This is a genomic window from Plantibacter sp. LMC-P-059a (genome assembly GCF_030209505.1).
Lineage (GTDB): Bacteria > Actinomycetota > Actinomycetes > Actinomycetales > Microbacteriaceae > Plantibacter.
Genome location: NZ_JARVRZ010000001.1, coordinates 429,301 through 446,224, shown reverse-complemented (window position 1 = coordinate 446,224; position 16,924 = coordinate 429,301). Strand labels below are relative to the sequence as shown.

Here is a 16,924-nt window from a genome sequence, read left to right as displayed (position 1 = left end):
CCGTCCTCGACGCTCAGCGTCGGGACGGCGTTCGGGTGCGGAGCGGACGGGATGCTCAGACGAAGAGGTTCGCTCGCTCGAGGTCCTCGGCGAAGTCGACCTCCACCGCGTACAGGTCCGAGATGTCGACCGGTTCGACGAGCATGCCCTCACGTTCGATGGCGAGCTCGATGCCGCGCTCGAAGTAGTCCTGGTCGCCGACCTTCGCGAGGTAGCGGTGCAGCATCGCCTTGTCCTGCGAGGAGATGTAGTTGATGCCGACGGCCTCGCCGAGACCGCCGACGACCGTCTTCGAGAGTTCCTTGATGAACCCCTCGGCGCTGGTCGTGTACTTCACTTCCTCGTCGGACACCTTCGAGGTGTTGACGGTGACGAAGGAGCGGTCCTTGGCGATCATCGCTGCGGCGCGGTCGAGGACGGCCGGGTCGAAGACGACGTCGCCGTTCATCCAGAGCACACCGCCGGCCTGCGATGCGGCGAGGGCACGCATGAGGCTCTTCGAGGTGTTGGTCTGGTCGTACTGCTCGTTGTAGACGAAGGACGCGTCGGGGAAGGCCTCGATGATGTGCTCGAGCTTGTAGCCGACGACGATCGTCACCTTGGCGCTCGCGCCGAACGCGTGGTGGATGTTGTCGAACTGCTGCTGCATGATGGTGCGGCCGTCGCTGAGCTCGGTCAGGGGCTTCGGGAGCGAGCGGCCGAGACGGCTGCCCATTCCGGCGGCAAGGATCACTACCTGGGTGGTCACGTTGTTCTCCTCAGTGTGGGTATGGAATCACGCGGTGCCACGATGCTGTGGACAATTCACCGAGGATTTACCAAGACGTGCATTGAAAGACACTCCGTCATGCCAAAATACAGGCTAGCCGCGGTGAACTCCGTCTGTCATGGGTTCCCAGGGTCCGTTGTCGTTTCGTGATCGACCACCCGGCGTTTACACAGCTTGGGGGAGATGTGTCAACTGTTCATCCTGTGACTCCGCTGTCCGCTGCGGGCGCTGCTGTTGGTAGGTTTGCTTGGTGACTTCCACGACTCCGCCAGATCCCGCCGAGCAGCCCACGCCTGCCGACGGGCCGTCGACGAGTCCGCCGGCGGCGTCCGCTCCCGACGCGCCAGGGGTGACGCAGCCGAGTGCCGCAGACGATCAGTCCGCGCCGGCACCGTCTGCCGCGAAGCGCGCACCCAGGACCACGACACCGCGAACCTCCGGTACGACGAAGGCCCCCGCGAAGCGCCCGAGTGCTGCGCGCACCGCCACCGGGGCGGACTCGACCGACGCCACGGGCGCGGCGAAGAAGACGACCACGACCCGGTCGACGGGTTCGCGGACCACGGCGGCGAAGGCCGGAACGGCTCGGACCACCGCGGCGAAGACCGGCACGGCCCGGACCACCGCGGCGAAGCGCACGCCCGCCAAGGCCGCGCCCGAGACGGACCCGAGCACCGCGACGCCCGAGTCACCGGACGACGCATCGACCCCCGCGGCGCCGGCATCGACGCCGCGGGCTCCCAGGACGACGCCGCGCACGACCGGAGCCTCGTCCGGCACCAAGAGCCCTGCCGCGAAGACCGGCACGAGCCGGACCACCGCCGCGAAGTCCACGACGACCCGGACGCCCGCCAAGCGGACGCCGGCCCGTTCGGGCACCGCTCGCACCACAGCGCCGAAGCAGACCGAACAGACGGCGGCCGCGAGTGCCGGCGTCCTCGACGAGGTCCGTGCACCGGTGATCGGAGACGCGTCCGCGCCCGAAGCCGAGGCCGCGTCCACCCAGGACGTCGACACCATCGTGACGCCGACCGAGCCCGACCGCCGTGACGGAACCACCGCCGGTTCAGAACCGACGAGCGCGACGACGGCCGTCCCGATCACCGCTCCCGAGACCACCTCGACGACCACGACGGAAGACGCTCGCCCGTCCGCCGACTCGGCGCGCACCGAGCCGGCCTCCGACGCGCAGGCCGCCCCGTCGTCCGTGGCCGCCGCTCCGGTCGCGCCGAAGCGTCCGGTCGCCCGTCCCACGACGACGAAGCCGCCGTCGACGCCCGCTGAGTCGCCGGCCGCCGGCACGGGCGCCGACACCGCGGCACCCGAGGCCAACCCCATCGTGTTGTCGATCTCCGGGCTCGTGAAGCAGTTCGGCGACACGGTCGCCGTCGACGGCGTCGACCTCGAGGTCCGACGCGGCTCCTTCTACGGCATCGTCGGTCCGAACGGCGCCGGAAAGACGACGACGCTGTCCATGGTCACCGGCCTCCTCCGCCCCGACGCCGGATCCATCCGGGTCCAGGGCGTCGACGTCTGGCAGGACCCGGCCGAGGCGAAGCGTGCGATCGGTGTCCTCCCAGACCGTCTCCGACTCTTCGACCGCCTCACCGGCAACCAGCTGCTCTACTACTCCGGCGTCCTCCGCGGACTCGACCCGGCGACGGTGAAGTCGCGGACCACGGACCTGGCACGGGCGTTCGGTCTCGATGACGCGCTCGGTCGCCTCGTGTCCGACTACTCCGCCGGCATGACGAAGAAGATCGCGCTCGCGGCGGCCCTCATCCACTCGCCCCGTCTCCTCATCCTCGACGAGCCGTTCGAGTCGGTCGACCCGGTGTCGGCGGCCAACGTCATCGAGATCCTGCAGCGCTACGTCGCCAACGGCGGAACCGTCGTGCTCTCGAGTCACGGCATGGACTTCATCCAGCGTGTGTGCGATCACGTGGCCATCATCGTCCAAGGCAAGGTGCTGGCCGCCGGGTCCGTGGACGAGGTGCGGGGGACGGGCACGCTCGAAGAGCGTTTCGTCGAACTCGCCGGGGGCCGCAAGTCGGCAGAGGGAATGGAATGGTTGCACAGCTTCTCCGACTGAAACTGCAGCTGACGCTGAACGCGTTCCGCCGCAGTCCCTGGCGACTGGTCGGACTCGTCCTGGCGATCGCGCTCGGCGTCTGGGTCGTGGTGCTCGCGAGCACCGGGCTCGTCGCGCTCCGGACGACCGATCCGGAGGTGACCAGGAACCTCCTCGTGCTCGTCGGTTCCGTCATCGTCCTGGGCTTCATCGTGCTGCCGCTCGTGTTCGGCGTGGACGATCAGCTCGACCCGAGGGCGTTCTCGCTCTACGGTCTCCCCAACCGGACCCTGTCAGCTGGCCTGATCGTCGCCGCGCTCGTCTCCGTCCCGTCGATCGTGCTCGCGGTACTCGCGGCGTCCTCCGTCGTCACCTGGTCGAGGTCGCCCCTCCCGGCCGTCCTCGCCGTCATGTCGGCCGTGCTCGGTGTCGTGCTGTGCGCACTCCTGGCGCGGATCGCGACGTCGATCTCCGCGAGCCTACTGTCGACGCGGCGCGCCAAGGAGGTCATGGGTGTGCTCGGACTCGTGCTCATCATCGCCGTGAGCCCGGCCATCATCGCCCTGACCACGGTCGACTGGCAGCGTGACGGCTTCGCCGTGCTCGGCCGGGTGGCCGACATCCTGAGCTGGACCCCCCTGGGTGCCGTGTGGTCCTTCCCCGGCGACGCGGCCATCGGCGACATCGTGCCGGCCGTGGTCAAGCTGTTGCTGACCGCGGCGACGATCGCGCTCCTCTGGTTCGCCTGGCAGGCCTTCGTCGCCCGGCTGCTCGTCGCACCGGAGCGCATCGGAACCGGTCGCGAGAGCACCGGTCTGGGATGGTTCGATCTCCTGCCGGGACGCCCGGCCGGCGTCATCGCCGCCCGCAGCATGACCTACTGGTTGCGCGACCCGCGGTACCTCGTCTCCCTGGTGATCATCCCGATCGCCCCCTTCATCTTCTTCGTCCCGCTGCTGGTCGCCGGCATCCCGTTGAACGTCCTCGCGCTCGTGCCGCTCCCGGTCGTGTGCTGGTTCCTCGGCTGGCTCCTGCACAACGACCTGGCCTTCGACTCGACCGCGGTCTGGTTGCACGTGGCTTCGGGGGTCCGCGGGCGGGCAGACCGCATCGGCCGCCTCTTCCCGGTGCTGCTCATCGGCATCCCGCTTATCGCCGTCGGATCGACGCTCAGCATCCTGTTCTACGGCGATTGGGACGCCCTGCCGTCGATGATCGGCGTGAGCACGTGTCTGTTGCTGAGCGGTGCCGGCATCGCGAGCTTCGTCTCCGCACGGTTCCCGTACCCGACCTCCCTGCCCGGTGACAGCCCGTTCCAGCAGCCGCAGGTCCCCGGCAGCAGCGGCCTGTCCGCGCAGTTCATGAGCCTGCTGGGCACCGTGGTCCTCACGGTCCCGGCCGCCTGGTTGGCGGTGCTCGGCCTCACCGGCGAGCCAAACTGGAACTTCGGCGCGCTCGCGGTGGGCGTCGGGACCGGGCTACTCGTCCTGGTCATCGGGATCCTCGCCGGCGGTCGGGTCTTCGACCGCCGCAGCCCCGAGATCGTCGGCTTCGCCAGCTCCCACTGATCCGAGGCCCCCGGCGGGCTCCGACAGGACCACAGGAGCCCCGGCTCGTCTGCGGCGGTACCATGGAGCCATGGCGCAGCATGACAGCACGAAGCAGCAGATGAGCACGATCGACCCCGGCGGGACACCGGACGGGGGGAGCACCGCGATCATGGATCGCGAGCTCGAGGAGCTCATCGAGAGCGAGAACATCGAACCCGGCGATCATGAACGCTTCTCGCACTACGTGAAGAAGGAGAAGATCCTCGAGTCGGCGCTCAGCGGGAAGCCCGTGAAGGCGTTGTGCGGCAAGAAGTGGACCCCGGGTCGCGACCCGGAGAAGTTCCCGATCTGCCCGTCGTGCAAGGAGATCTACGAGAAGCTCCTGCGCGACTGATCCGCCCGCCGAGTCAGAACGTGGCCCGGTGCGAAGTGGTCGTCAGCCCTCGAGGTAGACGGTCGGAAGCACTGGGTCTCCGCGCGTCAGGCTGACGGCGCGGGGCGGCAGCTCCGCGACCGAACGCTCGCGATGCTCTCTCGCCTGCCGCGTGCCTGCGGCACCCAGGTACTGCTCGTCGACGAGACCGCCGACCACGAGCGGGACCATGAGCGGGCGTTCCGTATCGGCGTCGGCTGCCCCCTCGTGCCGGCCGGCCGGCCCGTCGCCGAGGTAGATGCGCTCCTCCCGGGCGACGCCGTTCCGGTCGTAGGCGCGTGCTGCGGACTTGCGGCCGCCGACGGTCGCCTTCTCGGCGGACTTCTTGGCGACGCTGATCCAGTCGCCCTGGTCGTCGCGGTGGGACACGAGTTTGTAGACCATCCCCATGGCCGGCGATCCCGATCCGGTGACGACGGACGTCCCGACGCCGTAGGAGTCCACGGGCGAGGCGGCCAGGGCGGCGACGGCGTGCTCGTCGAGGTCGTTGGTGACCGTGATGCGGGTCGTGGTGGCGCCGAGCTCGTCGAGCAGTCGCCGCACCTGGTCGACGACGATCGGCAGGTCGCCGGAGTCGATGCGGACCGCGCCGAGCTCCGGTCCGGCGAGGCGCACGCCGAGACGCACCGCCGCTTCGATGTCGTAGGTGTCGACGAGCAGGGTCGTCCCAGCGCCCATCGTGTCGATCTGTGCCCGGAACGCGTCCTCCTCCGAGTCGTGCAGGAGGGTGAAGGAGTGTGCGGCGGTGCCCATCGTCGGGATACCCCAGCTGCGGCCGGCTTCGAGGTTGGAGGTGGCGCTGAAGCCCGCGATGTAGGCGGCCCTGGCGGCCGCGGTCGCCGATCGCTCACCGGTCCGGCGCGAACCCATCTCGGCGAGGGGGCGCGTCCCGGCGGCCGAGGTCATCCGTGCGGCTGCTGTGGCGACCGCGCTGTCGTAGTTGAAGACACTGAGCGCGAGGGTCTCGAGGATGACGGCCTCCGCGAAGGTGCCCTCCACGACGAGGATCGGCGAACCGGGGAAGAACACCTCGCCCTCCCGGTACCCCCAGATCGAACCGGAGAAGCGGTAGTCGGCGAGCCAGTCGAGTGCGGCGGTGCTGACCACGCCTTCCTCGCGCAGCCACTCCAGTTCCGCCTCACCGAACCGGAACCGCTTGAGCAGTTCGAGGAACCGGCCGGTACCGGCGACCACCCCGTAGCGGCGTCCGCCCGAGAGTCGACGGGCGAACAGCTCGAAGAGGCACTCCCGATCAGCGGTGCCGCGGTGGAGCGCGGCGTCCAGCATCGTGAGTTCGTAACGGTCGGTGAGGAGAGCTGAGGACTCGTGCACCCGTTCAGCCTAGCCGCGCGGGTGCACGGAACGGGGTGATCGGGCGGTCCGGCATGACGAGGGTCATGCGCGGTAGGCTGGACCATCGTGAACGACGCACCCATCGGCATCTTCGACTCAGGCGTCGGCGGACTCACGGTGGCGAGAGCGGTCAGCGACCAACTCCCCGCCGAATCCGTGATCTACATCGGCGACACCGCGCATTCGCCCTACGGGCCGAAGCCCATCGCCGACGTCCGGCGCTATTCGCTCGAGGTCCTCGACACCCTCGTCGACCAGGGTGTCAAGATGCTCGTGATCGCGTGCAACACCGCTTCGGCGGCGATGCTGCGCGACGCGCGGGAACGCTACTCCGTCCCGGTTGTCGAGGTCATCCAGCCCGCGGTCAGGACCGCGGTCCGCAGCACGCGCAACGGCCGGATCGGGGTCATCGGCACCGAGGGCACCATCAACTCGCGCGCCTATCAGGACCTGTTCGAGGTCAACCCCGAGCTGACGGTCTTCGGCCAGGCCTGCCCGCGGTTCGTGGAGTTCGTCGAGGCGGGCGTCACGACCGGTCCGGACCTCCTGGAGGCCGCCGAGGAGTACCTCGCACCGCTCCGCCATGCCGGCGTCGACACGGTCGTGCTGGGGTGCACCCACTACCCCTTCCTGAAGGGTGCGATCAGTTATGTCATGGGCCCGCAGGTGTCCCTCGTGTCGAGCGACACGGAGACCGCGAACGACGTGTACCGGGTCCTCGTCACGCGCGACCTGCTCCGCGACAGCGGCGAACCGCCCGTCCACCGGTACGAGGCGACCGGGAGCAGTGCCGACGACTTCATCGCCCTCGCCAACCGTCTGATGGGCAGGGAGATCTCGACGGTCTCGCTCGTCCAGACCGGCGTCATCGACCTTCCATCCCACCAGTTCGAGGAGCACATCCATGAGTGACACCCAGCGCGCCGACGGCCGCACCAACGACCAGCTGCGTCCCATCACCATCGAGCGGGGCTGGAGCGAGCAGGCCGAGGGGTCGGCGCTCATCAGCTTCGGACGCACCAAGGTGCTCTGCACCGCGTCGTTCACGAACGGGGTGCCCCGGTGGCTGAACGGCAAGGGTCGGGGCTGGGTCACCGCCGAGTACTCGATGCTGCCGCGATCCACCAACGAGCGGATGGACCGTGAGGCGGTCAAGGGGCGCATCGGCGGCCGGACCCATGAGATCTCCCGGCTCATCGGACGCAGTCTCCGCGCGGTCATCGACACGAAGGCGCTCGGCGAGAACACCATCGTGATCGACTGCGACGTGCTGCAGGCCGACGGCGGGACCCGGACCGCCGCGATCACGGGCGCCTACGTGGCCCTCGCCGACGCCATCGAGTGGGCGCGCGGGAAGAAGTTCATCTCGCAGAAGGCCTCACCCCTTACCGACAGCGTCTCCGCGGTCTCCGTCGGGATCATCGACGGCGTCCCGATGCTCGACCTCGCCTATGTCGAGGACGTGCGCGCCGAGACCGACATGAACGTCGTGGTGACGGGTGGGGGCTCGTTCGTCGAGGTGCAGGGGACGGCCGAGGGGGCACCGTTCGACCGCCGAGAGCTCGACTCGCTGCTCGACCTCGCCGTCGGTGGCGCGGCGTCGCTGAAGACGATCCAGTTCGAGGCACTCGGCCGCTGATGTCCGTCGAGATCGTCCTCGCGACGCACAACCAGCACAAGGTCGAGGAGTTCCAGCGTCTCGTGAGCCGCGACGTGCCGGGCATCACGGTCCTCGGCTACGACGGTCCCGAGCCCGTCGAGGACGGTACCTCGTTCAGCGAGAACGCCCTGATCAAGGCGCGCGTCGCTGCAGCCCACACAGGCTCCATCGCCCTCGCGGACGATTCGGGGATCGGTGTCGACATCCTGGGCGGCGCGCCCGGCATCTTCTCGGCGCGATGGGCGGGGTCGCAGCACGACTCGTCGGCGAATCTCGCGCTCCTGCTCGACCAGTTGCGCGACGTGCACGAGGAGCACCGCTCGGCTTGGTTCGCGTGCCACCTCGCGCTCGTCGTGCCGCCGGGGATCCCTGGGACGGAACCGTTCGAGCATGTCGCGGTCGGCACCTGGCACGGCGCGCTCGCCACGGAGCCGACCGGTACCAACGGCTTCGGCTACGACCCGGCGTTCATCCCGAGTGGCGACCACCGCACGGCGGCCCAGTTGTCGCCAGCGGAGAAGAACGAATCGAGCCACCGGGCGATCGCCTTCCGCGAACTCGTACCGGTGTTGCGCGGCCTCCTGCCCGCGCCCTCGGCCGCCAGTTGAGCATGATACTCAGGACCATTCCTATCTCGGCATGAACCCTTCCCGGGGCCCCGGGAAGCTCGTACGGTGGTCACATCATGGGTCACGATCACGCGCACGCCGACAGCACCACCAACCGTTCCCGGCTGGTGGCGGCGATCACGATCATCGCGACCATCCTGGTCGTCGAACTGGTCGGAGCGTGGGTGAGCGGTTCGCTGTCGCTGCTCGCGGACGCCGGACACATGTTGTCGGATCTGACCGGGCTCGTCATCGCGCTCGTGGCGACGATCGTCGCCGCCCGTCCTGCCACCGACCGCCAGACGTTCGGGTATCAGCGGGCCGAGGTGTTCGGCGCGTTGATCAACGCGTTGATCCTGATCGCCGTCGCCGTGTCGGTGCTCCTCGAGGGCGTCGCCCGACTCGTCGAGCCGTCGTCGGGCGAAGTCCAGAGCCTGCCGATGCTGGTCGTCGCGGTCATCGGCCTCGTCGCGAACCTCGCGGCGCTGTGGATCCTCAGGGGAGGTCGTGAGTCCTCGATCAACATGCGCGGTGCGTACCTCGAGGTCCTCGGAGACCTCCTGGGTTCGATCGCCGTCATCATCGCCGCCGTGGTCATCCTGCTGACCGGATTCGCCCAGGCGGATGCCATCGCGTCGCTCGCGATCGCCGCGATGATCGTGCCGCGCGCCTGGGCGTTGCTCCGCGACGTCGTCCACGTCCTCAGCGAGTCCGCCCCCTCCGACACCGACGTGCAGGAGATCAGGGACCACCTGATCGGTGCGGACGGGGTCGTCGCCGTGCACGACGTCCACGTCTGGCAGATCACCTCCGGGCAGCCGGTGTTCTCCGCACACGTGGTCGTCGAGCAGCGGGTGTTCGCGCTCGGCGGGACGGGAGAGCTGCTCGACCGCCTCGGCTCATGCCTTCACGACCACTTCGACGTGGAGCATTCCACGTTCCAGCTGGAGCCCGAGGAGCACGCCTCACACGAGGAGTCCCACCACCGCTGACGCTGCGGGACGGTCTCAGCAGTGCGCCGCCGGTGCCGCTGTGATCAGGCCTGTGATCAGGCCGGGTCGTTGCCGCGGTCGCGGTTGAAGACGTCCTGGTTGGCCAGCTTCGACGCCGCCGCGCGACGCTCCTCCTCGGAGATCGTGCCCTGGAGCGCCTTCGCCTTGCGGCTCGACTGGATGTAGTGCCAGCTGGTCGGGATGAGGGTGAGGACGACCGCGCCGATGAGGATGACGTCGATGTAGTTCTGCACGAAGGTGGCGACCGGGGGGATGTAGCCGAGCAGGTAGCCGAAGAAGGTCAGGCCGGCGCCCCAGATCAACGCGCCGACGAGGTTGTAGAGCGAGTACTTCTTGTAGTTCATGTGCCCGATGCCCGCGGCGACCGGTGCGAAGGTCCGGACAATCGGGACGAAGCGGGCCAGGATGACCGCGAGGGCGCCGAAGCGCTCGAAGAAGGCGTTCGTCCGCTCGACGTTCTTGATGCTGAAGAGACCGGACTCCTTCCGCTCGAAGACCTTGGGCCCGAGTTTGTGCCCGATCAGATACCCGACCTCACCGCCCAGGAACGCCGCGAATCCGATGGCGAGGCAGACCCACCAGATGTCGATCTCGATGACGCGAGCGGATCCGAACGCGAGGAGGCCGGTGATGACGAGGAGGGTGTCGCCGGGCAGGAGGAAGCCGACGAGGAGGCCGGTCTCGGCGAAGACGATCGCGCACACGACGACCAGGGCCCACGGACCGACGGCCGTGATGATGCCCTCCGGGTCGAGCCAGGGGATGAGGGCGGTGTGGACCATGCGGAGCTCCTGCTGTCGGGGGAGGGATGGAACGGCGTACGACGGTGTCGCGTGCGGGAGAAGGGACTTGAACCCTCACGCTCGAAAGCACAGGAACCTAAATCCTGCGTGTCTGCCAATTCCACCACTCCCGCGGCTCGGCTCAGTCTACGGGAGCGAGGTCGGGAACGTCCTGTGCTTCGTGGCGCCGCGGCGGCCGCTCCGACGCCCAGCAGAGCCGGTGCCGCGCCGTGTATGCTCGGCTCCATGCGAACGACGTGTGCAACGAGCTGGTGGCCCGCCTCCTAGGCGGACCGCGCACGTGCACACACGACGACTCGACCGCCTGACAGGGCGGTCGTTCTCGTTCGGAGGCCCTGTCGGATCGGTCCCAGCCTGAGGACACCACCATGACCACCCTGCTCAACCGCGTGCTGAACGCCGGCCCCGACTTCCCGTTCGCGGTGATCCGGCGCCACGGCAGCGACACCGTCGACCTCTACACCGGCGACGTCGTCGACGTCGACTCGCTCGCCGACATCCCGCTCGGAGCGGCCGGCGACGCACACCGACCGGAAGTCCTCACCCTGGTGCCGTACCGCCAGGTGCGTGAGCGCGGCTTCGCCGCGATGGACGACGGCGCGCCGTTGCGATGCCTCGTCGTCGAGGAACGGGAGTCGGTCGCCCTCGGGGAGTTGCTGGACCGGCTGCCGATCGACGTGGTCCCGCTGCTCGACGGCGGGTTCGACGTCTCCGACGAGGACTACGCCTCGATCGTCCGCCGCGTGATCGAGGATGAGATCGGCCGTGGTGAAGGCGCGAACTTCGTCATCCGCCGTGAGTTCACCGCGACGACCGAGATACCCGCCGAACGCGCGGTCCTCGCCTGGTTGCGGGCGCTCCTCTCCGGGGAGACCGGCGCGTACTGGACGTTCGCCGTGCACACGCCGGGGGTCTCGATGGCCGGTGCGACGCCCGAACGGCACGTCGCGGTCTCCCGCGACGCGTCGACGGGCGAACGGACCGTGACCATGAACCCCATCAGCGGGACCTTCCGCCACCCGCGCTCCGGCGCGACCGGCGACGAGTTCCGCGCGTTCCTGGGTGACGTCAAGGAGACCGAGGAACTCTTCATGGTCGTCGACGAGGAGATGAAGATGATGAGCCGGGTGTGTGCATCCGGCGGACGCATCCTCGGTCCCTACGTCAAGCAGATGTCGCGCCTGACGCACACCGAGTACCTGCTCGCCGGAACGAGCGACCTCGACGTTCGGGAGGTGCTGCGGCTGACGATGTTCGCGCCGACGGTTACGGGGTCGCCCATGCAGAACGCCTGCGCCGTGATCGCCCGGCACGAGCGCAACCCCCGCGGCTACTATTCGGGCGTCCTCGCGCTGTTCACCCCCCTCGACGACGGCGACTACGAACTCGATGCCCCGATCCTCATCCGCACGGCCTACCTCGACGACGCCGGCCTCGTCCGGGTCCCCGCCGGGGCGACGCTGGTCCGGCATTCGGATCCCGTGTCCGAGGTGGCCGAGACGGCTGCGAAGGCGGCCGGTGTGCTGACGGCGCTCGGCGTCATGGCTCCGCCCGAGCTCGGCCCGACAGTCGACCTCGCCGCCGAGCCGGGGGTCGAGGAGGCGCTCCGGGCCCGCAACGAGCGACTCGCGCCCTTCTGGTTGCAGCCCCAGCACGCGGCGCCGACGGGTCCGTTGTCCGGCCGTTCCGCGATCATCGTCGACGCCGAGGACGAGTTCACCGCGATGCTGGCCCACCAACTGCGCCATTTCGGCATGACCGTCGACGTCGAGCACTGGTCGACCGTGAGCGACTCGCGATTGGAAGCCGACCTCCTCGTCGCGGGACCCGGACCAGGCGACCCGCTCGACCTCGCCGAGCCCCGGGTCCGCCGCCTCCACGAGATCGTGTCAGCACGCCTCGCGGCCGGCGCGCCCCTGCTCGCGGTCTGCCTGAGCCACCAGGTGCTGGCGATCCAGCTCGGCCTGCCGATCGCCCGACTCGACGCACCCCGCCAGGGACTGCAGCTCGACCTCGACCTGTTCGGCGAGCAGTCGCTCATCGGGTTCTACAACACCTTCACGGCCCGCTCGTCTGGAGAGGCGCCGGTGGGCGGGGTCGAGATCGCCGCGGACCCGGTCTCCGGCGACGTCTTCGCCATGCGCGGTCGGGGATTCGCCTCGGTGCAGGGACACCTGGAATCGGTGCTGTCCAGGGACGGGCTCCGCACCCTCGGTTCGCTCGCGGGCCACGCGCTCGCCGGCGTGGCGTCCGGGGTGTCGGCCGCGCCGGTCGACGCCTGACCGCATCCCGACGCCGCGCTCCGCGACCGCCTGGGGATGACTGCTCGAGGCGGTGTCAGGCGTCGGCCTGGTCGAGCGTCGTGAACGGGGTGACGTCCGCGAGCTGCGGCCCGAGGCCGATGTCGATCAGCCGCACGTCTCCCGCGTACGCGGAGCCGGGCGGGATGAGGAGTCCGGCCTTCACCGCGCCGAAGGTGACCGTGACCTCGGCCGGGAGGACGGCGCCCTCGGGCACGCTTCCCTCGTCGGGGTCGATGCCGCTCGGGACGTCGACGGCCACCACCGTGGGTCCGCCGGTGCTCTGCACGACCGGGAGGACGGCCTCGACGATCGCCTTGGGTGCGCCGCGGAGGCTCGGGTTCCGGCTCGCGCCGATGCCGAAGACCGCGTCCACCACGAGCGCCGCGCCCTTCGCCTCGTCCGCGGCGTCGTCCGGTTCGGCGGGGGAGTTGACGAGGAAGCGTACGCCCGCCTCGACGGCGGCGGCGTAGCCGGCCTCGTGCACGTGGTCGCCGGTGCGAGCGACGACGAGGTCGAGCGGGACCCCTTCGGGGCCGTCCGAGCCGGCCAGCTCGGCGGCGGCGAACAGGGCGTCCCCGCCATTGTCGCCGGAGCCCACGAGGAGAAGGATCCTCCAGGCCTCCGGCGCGGTGCCGTCGAGTCCCGCCGCGCGGTCCGCCAGGACGGCCCGCAGCTCCTCGGCGAGGCCGTGGGCGGCTCGCGCCATGAGCGGTTCACCCGCATCCAGCAGTGGTGCCTCGGCGGCTCGGACCTGGTCTGCGGTGTAGCCGTTCATCATGGCGCCCACTCTTCCCGCTGATCCTGTCGGCCGCAAGCGGTTGCGGTCGGGGTGTGTGGGTTCAGGCGAGGTCGAGTCGAAGCCCGGGGTGACCGGCGAAGACGTCGAGGATCAGCTCGAAGTACGTCGTTCCGCGACCCGTGTCGAGGTCGTGCAGCTGTTTCGTGATGCGGGCGGTGTCGAACGGTGCGCCTCGGTCGATCTTCTCCTGCAACCACGCCCGCGTGGCCGCGACGCCGAGCGCTGTGCGACTCCGCTCGTGCTCGGTCCAGATGAAGCGGACGTCACTGCGCTCGCGGAGCGCACCGATCCCGCCGTACAGGACGTCGTCGAGGGCGTCGAGGCTCGGGCCGAGATCCCAGTCCTCGTCTTGCATGAGCAGCGCGTTCATCACGTCGTAGAACGAGGCGATGTCGTGGATCTCGGACCCGTCGATGCGGAAGGTGGTCGGCACGTTCCGAGCCTATCGAGCGGTCCCTGACACCTCGGGTCGTGGTGCTGTGGATAACTTCTGCGGGCAGTGGCGCGTCTTCGTCAGGATGGCGGCATGGGGACAGCGGCTGAGATCATCACGGCGCGCGTGCGCGACCGGGTGCGCGAGGAGTTCGGTGAACCGAGCCGGCGCGGTGGAGCAGGGCGGATCGCCCGTGAAGAGGTGCGTCGGTACAACGAGCACGCGTTGAACGACGCCACACCGCTCATCGACGACGAGCACGGCATGACGAGTGAGGTGCTCGCCGCGGTGACCGGCTTCGGGGCGATCCAGCCCCTGCTGGACGACCCGAGCGTCGAGGAGATCTGGATCAACGAACCGACCAAGGTGTTCGTGGCACGTTCAGGGGTGTCGGAGCTCACCGACGTCATGCTCGGCGAGGGCGACGTCCGCGACCTCGTGGAACGGATGCTCCGAGCGACCGGACGTCGGGTCGATCTGGCCAACCCGTTCGTCGACGCGTCGCTGCCGGACGGGTCCCGGTTGCACGTCGTCATCCCGGACGTCACCCGGCGCCACATGTCGATCAACATCCGCAAGTTCTCCGCACGGATCCGCGACCTCGGTCAGCTCGTCGCCGCCGGATCGATCAGTTATCAGGCCGCGGAGTTCCTGCGGGCCAGCATGATCGCCGGTGCCAACCTGCTGGTGTCCGGGGCGACGCAGGCCGGGAAGACCACCATGCTCGGCGCGCTCATCGCGGCACTCGATCCCGCCCTCCGGATCGTCACCGTGGAGGAGACCTTCGAGCTCGCGCCGGGCAATCGGGACGTCGTCGCGATGCAGTGCCGACAAGCCAGTCTCGAAGGGACCGGGGAGATCACCCTCCGGCGCCTCATCAAAGAGGCCCTGCGGATGCGGCCCGATCGCATCGTCGTCGGGGAGGTCCGCGAGGCGGAGAGCCTCGACCTCCTGATCGCCCTCAACAGCGGGTTGCCCGGACTCTGCAGCATCCACGCGAACTCCGCTCGCGACGCGATCGGGAAGCTCTGCACCCTGCCGCTGCTCGCCGGGCGCAACATCGACTCCGGGTTCGTCCGACCAGCCGTGGCGTCCTGCGTCGACCTGGTCGTGCACTGCGAGCTCGACCGCACCGGTCGTCGGAGGGTGGCCGAGATCATCGCGGTGGGCGGGAGCGGGGAGTCCCACACGATCGAGGCCTCCACGCTGTTCGAACACCGCGACGGCGAGTTGCGCGCGACCGGGCGGTTCCCGCTCCGCGACGACAAGTACCGGGCGGCAGGCATCTCGCTCGCCTCGATCCTCGCTGCCGGTGAGCGATGAGTCTCGTCTTCGGAGCACTGCTGGCGGCCGGGCTGCTCCTCACGCTCGCGCCCTGGTGGTGGCCCGAACCCGAACCGCTGCGGGCGAGGCTCGAGCGGTGGCGCCCCGTCGCCGCCCTTCGAGAGCTCCTCATCCTGGCCGGACTCCCCGGCCGGTATTGGGCTGCCACCCTCGTGGTCGCCGTGCTCGCCGGTCTCGTCTCGGGTGCCGTCGTGCAGGCCCTCTGCCGGGTCATGCCGCTCAGCGCGGTCGTCGCCGTCGCCGGACTGGTCGCGCCGGTGATCGTGCTGCGAGCCCGTGCCGCCGCACGTCGACGCCTGCAACGCGGGCTCTGGCCCGACGTCGTCGACCACCTGCTCTCCGCCATCCGGTCGGGACTCTCCCTCCCGGACGCCGTCGCCGCGCTCGACACCGTCGGACCAGCGCCGCTCCGCCCCGCCTTCGCGGCGTTCAGCGCCGACTACCGAGCCGCGGGACGGTTCGCGGACGGCCTCGACGACCTCAAGACCGCACTCGCGGACCCCGTCGCCGACCGCATCCTCGAGACGGTCAGAATGGCGCGCGATGTGGGCGGCACGGAACTCCCAGCGGTGCTGCGAGCACTGTCCGCCGGACTCCGTGAGGAGTCGGCCATCCGCGCCGAGGCCGAGGCCCGCCAATCGTGGGTCGTGAACGCGGCACGGCTCGGTGTCGCCGCGCCGTGGGCGATCCTCCTGCTGCTCTCCTCCCGGCCTGAGACCTCGGCGGCGTACAACTCGCGCGAGGGCGCGGTCCTGATCGTCGCGGGCGTCGTCGTCTCGGCGCTCGCCTACCAGGCCATGCTCCGGGTCGGTCGCCTGCAACCCGAACGTCGGTGGTTCCGATGAGCGCCGACGGCGCCTGGGCGCTCTGTCTCGGCGCGACGCTGGGCATCGGCCTGTGGGCACTCGCGATGCTGCTCCCCGCGCTCGGCAGGCCCCGGTTGGCGGATCGCATCGCTCCCTATCTGGTCGACCTGTCCAGCGAGGCCCGACAGCGGGCCGCACGACAGTCGACGGACCCGTTGCCGGTGATCGGGACGCTGCTGGTCCCGGTCCTCCGCGCGCTGCGCTGGCTGCTCGGCCTGGTCGGCGCGGACCAGGAACTCGTCGTCCGCAGACTCGGGCAGGCCGGAGGTCCCACGCTGGAGCGCTACCGCCTCATGCAACTGCTGTGGGGGCTCGGCGGCTTCGCCATCGGAGCGGCGCTCGCCGTGCTCGCGTTCAGCGGCGGCCGACTCCCACTCCCGTTGGCGGCGGCGTTGCCCGCGCTGGGCGCGGTGGCAGGCATCGTCCTGCGTGATCAGCTGCTCAACCTCACCGCCCGCCGCCGACTGGCACGCATCGAGGAGGAACTCCCGACGGTCCTCGAATTCCTCAGCCTCAGCCTGGCCGCTGGCGAGGCGATCACTGACGCGATGGAGCGCGTCGCGCGCATCGGGTCGAGCGGCGAACTGGGCAACGAGTTCCGGCGGGTTATGGCGGAGGTCTCGACGGGCATCCCGTTCGCGCAGTCGTTCCGTCAGTTCGAGGCCAGACTCGCGATGCCGACGCTCTCCCGGTGCGTGGACCAGATCCTCGGGGCGCTCGAACGCGGCACCCCCGTCGCCGCGGTGCTCCTCGACCACGCGCACGACGGACGCGACACCGCCAAACGCCGCCTGCTGGAGTCCGCCGGGAAGAAGGAGGTCGCGATGCTCGTGCCCCTCGTCTTCCTGATCCTGCCCTTGTCCATCATCATCGCCGTCTTCCCCGGAGTCTTCGTGCTCCGCACCGGCTTCTAACGAAA

17 protein-coding genes and 1 tRNA gene are annotated in these 16,924 nt (G+C 69.6%); 11 read left to right on the top strand and 7 right to left on the bottom strand.

Going from position 1 to position 16,924, the window contains the following annotated elements; genetic code table 11:
* Positions 1–55 precede the first annotated feature (55 nt).
* Both QRN27_RS02150 and QRN27_RS02145 read right to left on the bottom strand, forming a co-directional pair.
* Positions 56–748 (bottom strand): phosphocholine cytidylyltransferase family protein, encoded by a 693-nt coding sequence (locus QRN27_RS02150; RefSeq protein ID WP_056778242.1) that lies wholly within the window; start codon positions 746–748, stop codon positions 56–58.
* Positions 749–1,144: 396 nt separating this feature from the next.
* The gene (locus QRN27_RS02145; protein ID WP_285040547.1) at positions 1,145–1,648 is read right to left on the bottom strand and encodes a hypothetical protein; all 504 of its coding nucleotides are present in this window, start codon (positions 1,646–1,648) and stop codon (positions 1,145–1,147) included.
* A gap of 79 nt (positions 1,649–1,727) precedes the next feature.
* Here QRN27_RS02145 and QRN27_RS02140 point away from each other — a divergent pair, with 79 nt between their 5' ends.
* The 3 genes from QRN27_RS02140 (at position 1,728) to QRN27_RS02130 (ending at position 4,784) form a co-directional block, all read left to right on the top strand.
* Positions 1,728–2,861 (top strand): ABC transporter ATP-binding protein, encoded by a 1,134-nt coding sequence (locus tag QRN27_RS02140; RefSeq protein ID WP_502929458.1) that lies wholly within the window; start codon positions 1,728–1,730, stop codon positions 2,859–2,861.
* Complete coding sequence (locus QRN27_RS02135; RefSeq protein ID WP_285040546.1) at positions 2,837–4,408, top strand: ABC transporter permease; 1,572 nt, start codon at positions 2,837–2,839, stop codon at positions 4,406–4,408. Before QRN27_RS02140 ends, QRN27_RS02135 begins: the two co-directional genes overlap by 25 nt.
* Positions 4,409–4,508: 100 nt before the next feature.
* Positions 4,509–4,784, top strand: coding sequence for a DUF3039 domain-containing protein (locus QRN27_RS02130; RefSeq protein WP_086473833.1), 276 nt, complete (start codon positions 4,509–4,511; stop codon positions 4,782–4,784).
* Between the two features lie 42 nt (positions 4,785–4,826).
* Here QRN27_RS02130 and QRN27_RS02125 read toward each other — a convergent pair whose 3' ends face one another.
* Positions 4,827–6,155 carry a nicotinate phosphoribosyltransferase gene (locus QRN27_RS02125; protein WP_285040545.1) on the bottom strand — a complete coding sequence of 443 codons (1,329 nt, stop codon included), beginning with the start codon at positions 6,153–6,155 and terminating at the stop codon, positions 4,827–4,829.
* Between the two features lie 87 nt (positions 6,156–6,242).
* Here QRN27_RS02125 and murI point away from each other — a divergent pair, with 87 nt between their 5' ends.
* From murI to QRN27_RS02105, 4 genes are all read left to right on the top strand, one after another.
* Entirely contained in the window at positions 6,243–7,088 is an 846-nt protein-coding gene (gene murI, locus QRN27_RS02120; protein ID WP_056007165.1) for a glutamate racemase, read from the top strand.
* Positions 7,081–7,815, top strand: a complete 735-nt coding sequence (gene rph / locus QRN27_RS02115; RefSeq protein ID WP_194669598.1) for a ribonuclease PH — start codon at positions 7,081–7,083, stop codon at positions 7,813–7,815. Before murI ends, rph begins: the two co-directional genes overlap by 8 nt.
* Positions 7,815–8,444, top strand: a complete 630-nt coding sequence (locus QRN27_RS02110) for a non-canonical purine NTP pyrophosphatase (RefSeq protein WP_285040544.1) — start codon at positions 7,815–7,817, stop codon at positions 8,442–8,444. Before rph ends, QRN27_RS02110 begins: the two co-directional genes overlap by 1 nt.
* 77 nt (positions 8,445–8,521) lie before the next feature.
* Positions 8,522–9,436, top strand: a complete 915-nt coding sequence (locus tag QRN27_RS02105; protein ID WP_285040543.1) for a cation diffusion facilitator family transporter — start codon at positions 8,522–8,524, stop codon at positions 9,434–9,436.
* Between the two features lie 56 nt (positions 9,437–9,492).
* On the opposite strand, the gene QRN27_RS02100 is transcribed toward QRN27_RS02105, so the two are convergent.
* Positions 9,493–10,239, bottom strand: coding sequence for a DedA family protein (locus tag QRN27_RS02100; protein ID WP_285040542.1), 747 nt, complete (start codon positions 10,237–10,239; stop codon positions 9,493–9,495).
* 52 nt (positions 10,240–10,291) lie between these two features.
* Positions 10,292–10,373, bottom strand: a tRNA-Leu gene (locus QRN27_RS02095).
* Positions 10,374–10,628: 255 nt separating this feature from the next.
* On the opposite strand from QRN27_RS02095, the gene QRN27_RS02090 reads away from it, so the two are divergent.
* Positions 10,629–12,542 carry an anthranilate synthase family protein gene (locus tag QRN27_RS02090; RefSeq protein ID WP_285040541.1) on the top strand — a complete coding sequence of 638 codons (1,914 nt, stop codon included), beginning with the start codon at positions 10,629–10,631 and terminating at the stop codon, positions 12,540–12,542.
* A 55-nt stretch (positions 12,543–12,597) separates the two neighbouring features.
* On the opposite strand, the gene QRN27_RS02085 is transcribed toward QRN27_RS02090, so the two are convergent.
* Together QRN27_RS02085 and QRN27_RS02080 are read right to left on the bottom strand one after the other, a co-directional pair.
* Positions 12,598–13,341, bottom strand: a complete 744-nt coding sequence (locus QRN27_RS02085; RefSeq protein WP_285040540.1) for an NAD(P)H-hydrate epimerase — start codon at positions 13,339–13,341, stop codon at positions 12,598–12,600.
* A gap of 61 nt (positions 13,342–13,402) precedes the next feature.
* Complete coding sequence (locus tag QRN27_RS02080) at positions 13,403–13,795, bottom strand: barstar family protein (protein WP_285040539.1); 393 nt, start codon at positions 13,793–13,795, stop codon at positions 13,403–13,405.
* Between the two features lie 93 nt (positions 13,796–13,888).
* On the opposite strand from QRN27_RS02080, the gene QRN27_RS02075 reads away from it, so the two are divergent.
* The 3 genes from QRN27_RS02075 to QRN27_RS02065 are packed head-to-tail and all read left to right on the top strand — an operon-like array spanning position 13,889 to position 16,919.
* Positions 13,889–15,118: a TadA family conjugal transfer-associated ATPase gene (locus QRN27_RS02075; RefSeq protein ID WP_285040538.1), complete on the top strand. Its 1,230-nt coding sequence runs from the start codon at positions 13,889–13,891 to the stop codon at positions 15,116–15,118.
* On the top strand, positions 15,115–15,984 hold the full coding sequence (locus QRN27_RS02070; RefSeq protein WP_285040537.1) for a type II secretion system F family protein: 870 nt from the start codon (positions 15,115–15,117) through the stop codon (positions 15,982–15,984). Before QRN27_RS02075 ends, QRN27_RS02070 begins: the two co-directional genes overlap by 4 nt.
* Positions 15,981–16,919 carry a type II secretion system F family protein gene (locus QRN27_RS02065; protein ID WP_285040536.1) on the top strand — a complete coding sequence of 313 codons (939 nt, stop codon included), beginning with the start codon at positions 15,981–15,983 and terminating at the stop codon, positions 16,917–16,919. The genes QRN27_RS02070 and QRN27_RS02065 overlap by 4 nt, the downstream gene beginning before the upstream one ends.
* The last annotated feature ends 5 nt before the right edge of the window (positions 16,920–16,924 follow it).

Coding starts and splice junctions, on each gene's coding strand:
- QRN27_RS02135 (WP_285040546.1), top strand. CDS start 2,837: ATGGTTGCACAGCTTCTCCGACTGAAACTGCAGCTGACGCTGAACGCG.
- QRN27_RS02130 (WP_086473833.1), top strand. CDS start 4,509: ATGAGCACGATCGACCCCGGCGGGACACCGGACGGGGGGAGCACCGCG.
- rph (WP_194669598.1), top strand. CDS start 7,081: ATGAGTGACACCCAGCGCGCCGACGGCCGCACCAACGACCAGCTGCGT.
- QRN27_RS02110 (WP_285040544.1), top strand. CDS start 7,815: ATGTCCGTCGAGATCGTCCTCGCGACGCACAACCAGCACAAGGTCGAG.
- QRN27_RS02105 (WP_285040543.1), top strand. CDS start 8,522: ATGGGTCACGATCACGCGCACGCCGACAGCACCACCAACCGTTCCCGG.
- QRN27_RS02100 (WP_285040542.1), bottom strand. CDS start 10,239: ATGGTCCACACCGCCCTCATCCCCTGGCTCGACCCGGAGGGCATCATC.
- QRN27_RS02090 (WP_285040541.1), top strand. CDS start 10,629: ATGACCACCCTGCTCAACCGCGTGCTGAACGCCGGCCCCGACTTCCCG.
- QRN27_RS02085 (WP_285040540.1), bottom strand. CDS start 13,341: ATGATGAACGGCTACACCGCAGACCAGGTCCGAGCCGCCGAGGCACCA.
- QRN27_RS02075 (WP_285040538.1), top strand. CDS start 13,889: ATGGGGACAGCGGCTGAGATCATCACGGCGCGCGTGCGCGACCGGGTG.
- QRN27_RS02070 (WP_285040537.1), top strand. CDS start 15,115: ATGAGTCTCGTCTTCGGAGCACTGCTGGCGGCCGGGCTGCTCCTCACG.
- QRN27_RS02065 (WP_285040536.1), top strand. CDS start 15,981: ATGAGCGCCGACGGCGCCTGGGCGCTCTGTCTCGGCGCGACGCTGGGC.